This is a genomic window from Pseudomonas sp. Sample_21, assembly GCF_004307525.1.
Taxonomy (GTDB): domain Bacteria; phylum Pseudomonadota; class Gammaproteobacteria; order Pseudomonadales; family Pseudomonadaceae; genus Aquipseudomonas; species Aquipseudomonas atacamensis.
The window spans coordinates 19,598-27,018 of record NZ_RCNZ01000070.1 but is presented as its reverse complement, the minus strand read 5'-3'; the positions used below and the strand labels follow the sequence as shown (position 1 = coordinate 27,018).

Below are 7,421 nucleotides of genomic sequence, written 5' to 3'. Positions count from 1 at the left end.
CCGGCCGAGGCGATACCGAGTTCAAAACCGGCAACCGGGTGCAACGTTGGCAAAGGACCAAGACCAACAGCCATGAATGCGCTCCTTACTCAATGATGTCAGCACCGCCACGGGAAAGGACGGTGGGATAAATGGCAAAACGCCGCGACGGCAGGAGCCGGTCGCGGCGCGGGGTGTTCAGCGATTGAAACGGGTTTTACTGGATCTGCCCGTGGCAATGCTTGTATTTCTTGCCCGAACCGCAGTAGCACAGTTCGTTGCGGCCCAGCTTCTGCTCGTTGCGAACCGGGGCAGCGGCGGTGGCCAGTGCCACATCGACCTCTTCACCCAACGCTTCCGGCTGATCCAGCCCAGGCGCTTCGGCATGTTCGAACTGCATGCGCGCCGCCAGTGCTTCGGCTTCCTGACGCAGGCGTTGCTCTTCGGCTTCCGGATCTTCGCGGCGAACCTGAACGTGCGAGAGCACGCGGATCGAGTCGCGCTTGATCGAATCGAGCAGCTCGGAGAACAGCGTGAAGGATTCGCGCTTGTATTCCTGCTTCGGGTTCTTCTGCGCATAGCCGCGCAGGTGAATGCCGTGACGCAGGTGATCCATGGTCGACAAGTGGTCTTTCCACAGGTCGTCGAGTACGCGCAGGACGATCTGCTTCTCGAACGAGCGCAGCGCCTCGGCACCGGCCTGATCTTCTTTCTCGTTGTAAGCCGCCATCAGCTCGGTCATGAGCTTCTCGCGCAGGGTTTCTTCGTACAGGTGATCGTCTTCGTCGAGCCATTGCTGGATCGGCAGTTTCACGCCGAAATCGCTTTCGATCGACGCTTCCAGACCGGCCACGTCCCACTGCTCTGGCAGCGATTGCGGCGGAATGTGCGCGCTGACGGTAGCGTTGAGCACGTCCTGACGGAAGTCGGCGATGGTTTCGCCGATGTTGTCAGCGGCCAGCAACGTGTTACGCATGTGATAGATCACTTTACGCTGCTCGTTGTTGACGTCGTCGAACTCGAGCAGTTGCTTGCGGATGTCGAAGTTGCGGCCTTCAACCTTGCGCTGCGCCTTCTCGATCGCGTTGGTCACCATACGGTGCTCGATCGCTTCACCCGGCTGCATGCCCAGGGCTTTCATGAAGTTCTTCACCCGGTCAGAGGCGAAGATGCGCATCAGGCTGTCTTCCAGCGACAGGTAGAAGCGGCTCGAACCGGCATCGCCCTGACGGCCGGCACGGCCACGCAGCTGGTTGTCGATACGGCGCGATTCATGACGCTCGGAAGCAATTACCTGCAAGCCGCCGGACTCCAGCACTTGCTGGTGACGCTTCTGCCAGTCGGCCTTGATCTGGGCGATCTGCTCAGGGGTCGGATTTTCCAGCGAAGCGACTTCCACTTCCCAGTTGCCGCCCAACAGGATGTCGGTACCACGACCGGCCATGTTGGTGGCGATGGTCAGAGCGCCCGGACGACCGGCCTGAGCGATGATTTCAGCTTCTTTTTCGTGGAACTTCGCGTTGAGAACCTTGTGTTCGATGCCTTCTTTGACGAGCAATTCGGACATGTGCTCGGAGGTCTCGATGGTAGCGGTACCCACCAGCACCGGACGACCGGCGGCCATGCTTTCCTTGATGTCGGCCACGATCGCCGCGTATTTCTCTTCGGCGGTGAGGAACACCAGGTCGTTGTAGTCTTTACGCGCCAACGGTTTGTTCGGCGGGATGACCATGACTTCCAGACCATAGATCTGGTGGAATTCGAACGCTTCGGTGTCGGCGGTACCCGTCATGCCCGACAGCTTGGTGTACAGACGGAAGTAGTTCTGGAAGGTGGTCGAGGCCAGGGTCTGACTCTCGGCCTGGATGTTCAGACCTTCCTTGGCTTCGATAGCCTGGTGCAGGCCTTCGGACAGACGACGACCCGGCATGGTACGACCGGTGTGTTCGTCGACCAGTACGACCTGACCGTCCTGGACGATGTATTCGATGTTGCGGTTGAACAGCTTGTGCGCACGCAGACCGGCGTAGACGTGGGTCAGCAGGCCAAGGTTGTGCGCCGAGTACAGGCTCTCGCCTTCGGCCAGCAGGCCGACGCGGGTGAGCATTTCTTCGATGAACTGGTGACCGGCTTCGTTGAGTTCGACCTGACGGGTCTTTTCGTCAACGGTGTAGTGACCGGCCTTGGTGACCTGGCCTTCAACTTCTTCGACGTGCAGTTCCAGCTGCGGGATCAGCTTGTTGATCTCCATGTACAGCTTGGAGCTGTCCTCGGCCTGACCGGAAATGATCAGCGGAGTACGCGCTTCGTCGATGAGGATGGAGTCGACTTCGTCGATCACGGCAAAGTTGAGTTCGCGCTGGAATTTTTCATCCATGCTGAACGCCATGTTGTCGCGCAGGTAGTCGAAACCGAATTCGTTGTTGGTGCCGTAGGTGATGTCGGCGGCGTAGGCGGCGCGCTTCTCTTCCGGCGGCTGGAACGGCGTTACGACGCCGACGGTCAGGCCGAGGAATTCATACAGCGGGCGCATCCAGTTGGCGTCACGGCGGGCCAGGTAGTCGTTCACGGTCACAACGTGCACGCCCTTGCCGGACAGTGCGTTGAGGTAAACACCCAAGGTGGCCACGAGGGTCTTGCCCTCACCGGTGCGCATTTCGGCAATCTTGCCTTCGTGCAGAGTCATGCCGCCGACGAGTTGTACGTCGAAGTGGCGCATGCCCATCACGCGCTTGCCAGCCTCGCGGGCGACGGCGAAGGCTTCCGGCAACAGCTTGTCGAGGGTTTCCCCTTTGGCGATACGGGCCTTGAACTCGGCGGTCTTGGCGCGCAATTGATCGTCCGAAAGGGCCACCATTTGCTCTTCGAAGGCATTGACGAGCTGCACCGTCTTGAGCATGCGTTTGACTTCACGCTCGTTCTTGCTTCCAAAAAGTTTCTTTAACAAAGGCGCAAACATATCGGCAGGATCTTCCACACTAAAGGGATGGAGGGCGGCCCCGTGAGTCGCCCGTGCAGCCCTCATGGCCGCATGCGAACGAGCATTCTACCCGGAAACGGTGGTGAGGAAAGTGGCGATGTTCCACGATGCTGGCACTGCGCTTTGACGGGGCTCACTTAAAATAGGGGCGTTTTGCTCAACTTCAACCCGTCGGGGGAAAGAAGTCAGGCGTTGATTTAATGAGCAAATCAGGGACAAAAGCAATGGCCCAGAGGTTCCGCAGCTTTCTGCTACCATGGCGCCTCTGTTCCTTCAGGTGTTCGATCATGGCGTTTCGCCCTCTCACGGCCAGAGCACCCGCCGTTCTGTTACGTGAAGCCAAACCGCTGAAGGCCATCCTCGGCCATGCCCAGCGTCTGGAGCATTTGCAGCGCCTGCTCGAAAGCCAGCTGCAACCGGCCGCCCGCGAGCATTGCCGGGTAGCCAAGTGGCGCGAAGGCGAGCTGTCGCTGGTGGTCACTGACGGCCATTGGGCGACGCGCCTGCGCTATCAGCAGAAACGTCTGCAACGACAGCTGCAATTGTTCGAAGAGTTCGCCAACCTGACGCGGATCAAATTCAGCGTGCGTCCGCCGATCGTCCAGCACCGGGCGGTTGGACACACCATGGATTTGTCCAGCAGTGCGGCGGAGACGATTCAGTCGACGGCCGACGGGATCAGCGATCCGGGATTGCGCGCGGCGCTGGAGCGGTTGGCGGCGCATGCCAAAAGCAAAACCTGACCGTGCACACCATTGCCATGTGGGAGCGAGCCTGCTCGCGAAGAGGCCATGTCAGACGACATTGATGTTGAACGACACAGCGCTTTCGCGAGCAGGCTCGCTCCCACAGTTTTGATCTCCGATTCTCCTCAGTTCAGCGGCGCTTGCTGCCGCCCAATAAAGACCCCATCAACCCGCGCACCAACTGCTTGCCAAGGTTATTGGCCGCCTGGCGCATCGCTGATTTCAGCGCCTGCCCTGCCGCCGTGCCGAGGAATTCGCCAGCGCGGTCAGCCAGGCTCGGCTCTTCGGCCGCCGCTTTGCCCGCTGGTGGTTCAGCCTCGGGCGCCAGCCCTTTGCGGCCCATCAAGATCTCATAGGCCGACTCGCGATCGATCGGCTTGTCATAACGGCCCTTGAACGGCGAGCCGGCGATCAGCACGGTGCGCTCGGTTTCGGTCAGCGGGCCGATCCGCGACTGCGGCGGTGCCACCAGCACGCGCTGGACCATTTCCGGGGTGCCCTTCTCGGTCAGCGTGCCGACCAGCGCCTCACCAATACCTAACTCAGTCAGCACCGACAGACTGTCGAACGCCGGATTCGGCCGAAAGCCATCCGCCACCGCACGCAGGGACTTCTGCTCTTTGGCGGTGAACGCACGCAGGCCGTGTTGAATACGCAAGCCCAACTGCGCCAGCACGTCATCCGGCAGGTCCGCTGGCGACTGGGTGACGAAGTACACGCCCACGCCTTTGGAACGAATCAAACGCACCACTTGCTCCAGGCGTTCCTGCAACGCCTTGGGCGTGTCGCCGAACAACAAGTGCGCCTCATCGAAGAACAGCGCCAGCAGCGGCTTGTCAGCATCGCCGCGCTCGGGCAGTTGCTCGAACAACTCGGCCAGCAGCCACAGCAGGAACGTTGCGTAAACCTTCGGCGCCTCGTGCACCAGACGGCTGGCGTCGAGCAGATGGATGCGTCCCCGGCCATCGGCGCCCGGTTGCAGGATGTCTTCAAGTTGCAGCGCCGGCTCGCCGAACAGGGCTTCGGCGCCCTGCTGTTCCAGCGTCGCCAAACGGCGCAGCAGCGCCTGGCTGGAACCGGTGGTCATCAGCGCCGCGTCTTCGCCGAGCAACTGCGGGTTGTCCTTGAGGTGGTTGAGCAGCGCTTTCAGATCCTTGAGATCCAGCAGCAACAACCCTTCGCGATCCGCCACCTTGAAGGCAGCGTACAGCGCCGACTGCTGACTGTCGGTCAGCTCGAGCAGGCTGCCGATCAGTAGCGGACCCATTTCGCTCAGGGTGGTGCGCAGCGGGTGTCCGGATTCGCCGTGGATGTCCCACAGCGTGACGGGATAAGCCTGCGGCGTGTGACCGAGCCAGGGCATGCCGGCGATGCGCTCGGCCACTTTGCCCTGCGGGTTGCCAGCGGCGCCGAGCCCGCAGAGGTCGCCCTTGATGTCGGCGGCGAACACCGCCACACCGGCGTCGCTGAACGCTTCGGCCAGACGCTGCAATGTCACGGTTTTACCGGTGCCGGTGGCGCCAGCGATCAGCCCGTGGCGGTTGGCCAGGCGCATGGCCTGAGCGATGGGTTGCGCGGCCGGATCAGCGCCGATAACGAGTTGCGAAGAGTCAGGCATTTTCTCACCCAATGGTTAATCTTTGATGACACATGGCCGATACATAAATTGGATAGACCCATCAGAAAATCGGGTCGGACATTTCCCTAAGGAGAGCCGGAAATATCAGTTTTTCAACCTTGCACATAGTGCGCGTCTCTATCAAAGCACGCCCAGGACATTAAGACCTTAGCGGAACCCCAAGCCATGAACAAAAACCTGCGCTTCAGCCATAAGATTTTGCTTGCCGCCGCTCTCATCGTCATTGCCGCTTTCGCCTCGTTCACGTTGTACAACGACTGGCTGCAACGCAATGCGATCCGCGATGACCTGAACAACTACCTCAATGAAATGGGCGAGGTCACCGCCGGCAATATCCAGACCTGGCTCAGCGGGCGCATCCTGCTGATCGAGAACGCCGCACAGAACATCGCCATCAACCCGGAACCTGCCACGGTCGCCAGCCTGCTGGAACAGAAAAGCCTGACCTCGACGTTCATGGCCACCTACCTGGGCGATGCCACCGGGCATTTCACCATCCGCCCGGACGTGAAGATGCCGGACGGTTTCGATCCGCGCGTGCGCCCTTGGTATAAAGGTGCCGAAAGCAGCAGCACGTCGACCCTGACCGAACCCTACATCGATGCGGCCACCGGCCAGTTGATCATTTCCATCGCCACCGCGTCGAAAAAGGCCGGGCAGAGCGTCGGCGTGGTCGGCGGCGACCTGAGCCTGCAATCGCTGATCGACACCCTCGCCGCGCGGGATTTCGACGGCATGGGCTACGTATTCCTGGTCAGCGCTGACGGCAAGATCCTCGTCCACCCGGACAAGGCCTTGGTGATGAAGTCACTGAAAGAAGCCTACCCGCAGGACACGCCGCGCATCAGCAGCGATTTCAGCGAAGTGAGCGTCGACGGCAAAACCCGCATCGTCACCTTCGCCCCGATCAAAGGCCTGCCGTCGGTGAACTGGTACATCGGCCTGTCGATCGACAAGGATCAGGCCTACTCGATGCTCAGCGAATTCCGTACCTCAGCGGTAATCGCAACCATTATTGCCGTGGCAATCATCATCGCCCTGCTCGGCATGCTGATCCGCCTGCTGATCCAGCCGCTGCACGTGATGACCCGCGCCATGGAAGACATCGCCGACGGCGAGGGCGACCTGACCAAACGCCTGAACATCGTCAATAACGATGAATTCGGCATCCTTGGCACCGCATTCAACCGCTTCGTCGAGCGTATTCACGGCTCGATCCGCGAAGTGTCGTCGGCCACCGGTCAGGTCAACGAAGTCGCGCTGCGCGTGGTAGCTGCGTCGAACTCGTCGATGTACAACTCCGACCAGCAAGCCTCGCGCACCAGCAGCGTTGCCGCCGCGATCAATCAGCTCGGCGCCGCCGCCCAGGAAATTGCCCGCAACGCCGCCCAAGCGTCGAATCAGGCCAGCGATGCCAGGGGTCTGGCCGAAGATGGCCAGCAGGTGGTCGAGCGCAGCATCAAGGCGATGAACCAGTTGTCGAGCATGCTCAGCGCGTCGAGCACCAACATCGAGTCGCTGAACAGCAAGACCGTCAACATCGGCCAGATTCTCGAAGTGATCACCAGCATTTCCCAGCAGACCAACCTGTTGGCGCTGAACGCAGCGATCGAAGCGGCGCGCGCCGGTGAGGCCGGTCGTGGTTTCGCCGTGGTGGCCGACGAAGTGCGCAACCTCGCGCACCGCACTCAGGAATCGGCACAGCAGGTGCAGACCATGATCGAGGAGCTGCAAGTCGGCGCCCGGGAATCGGTGAGCACCATGAGCGACAGCCAGCGCCACAGCCAGGACAGCGTCGAGATCGCCAACCTTGCCGGCGAACGCCTGAACAGCGTGACCCTGCGCATTGGCGAGATCGACGGGATGAACCAGTCGGTGGCGACGGCGACCGAGGAGCAGACTGCGGTGGTTGAGTCGATCAACGTCGATATCACCGAGATCAACACGCTGAACCAGGAAGGCGTGGAAAACCTGCAAGCGACCTTGCGCGCTTGTTCGGATCTGGAGCAGCAGGCTTCGCGTCTCAAGCAACTGGTGGGCAGCTTCAGGATTTAAGCTGCGGCGACTGGCCACTTCG

Annotated in this window: 5 protein-coding genes; 2 read left to right on the top strand and 3 right to left on the bottom strand. The window is 60.9% G+C overall.

From position 1 onward, the window contains the following. On the bottom strand, positions 1–74 hold a 74-nt coding region (locus D8U71_RS28615), incomplete at its 3' end, for a hypothetical protein (protein ID WP_241664221.1). Between the two features lie 122 nt (positions 75–196). Continuing rightward, the gene (gene secA, locus D8U71_RS12430) at positions 197–2,938 is read right to left on the bottom strand and encodes a preprotein translocase subunit SecA (protein ID WP_038861039.1); all 2,742 of its coding nucleotides are present in this window, start codon (positions 2,936–2,938) and stop codon (positions 197–199) included. Positions 2,939–3,246: 308 nt separating this feature from the next. Between secA and D8U71_RS12425 the strand changes: the two genes are divergently transcribed. After that, positions 3,247–3,702, top strand: coding sequence for a DciA family protein (locus D8U71_RS12425; RefSeq protein ID WP_041479804.1), 456 nt, complete (start codon positions 3,247–3,249; stop codon positions 3,700–3,702). A gap of 133 nt (positions 3,703–3,835) precedes the next feature. On the opposite strand, the gene D8U71_RS12420 is transcribed toward D8U71_RS12425, so the two are convergent. Then, positions 3,836–5,323, bottom strand: coding sequence for a helicase HerA-like domain-containing protein (locus tag D8U71_RS12420; RefSeq protein WP_130887872.1), 1,488 nt, complete (start codon positions 5,321–5,323; stop codon positions 3,836–3,838). Positions 5,324–5,509: 186 nt separating this feature from the next. Here D8U71_RS12420 and D8U71_RS12415 point away from each other — a divergent pair, with 186 nt between their 5' ends. Continuing rightward, positions 5,510–7,399 (top strand): methyl-accepting chemotaxis protein, encoded by a 1,890-nt coding sequence (locus tag D8U71_RS12415; RefSeq protein WP_130887871.1) that lies wholly within the window; start codon positions 5,510–5,512, stop codon positions 7,397–7,399. Positions 7,400–7,421: the final 22 nt, after the last annotated feature.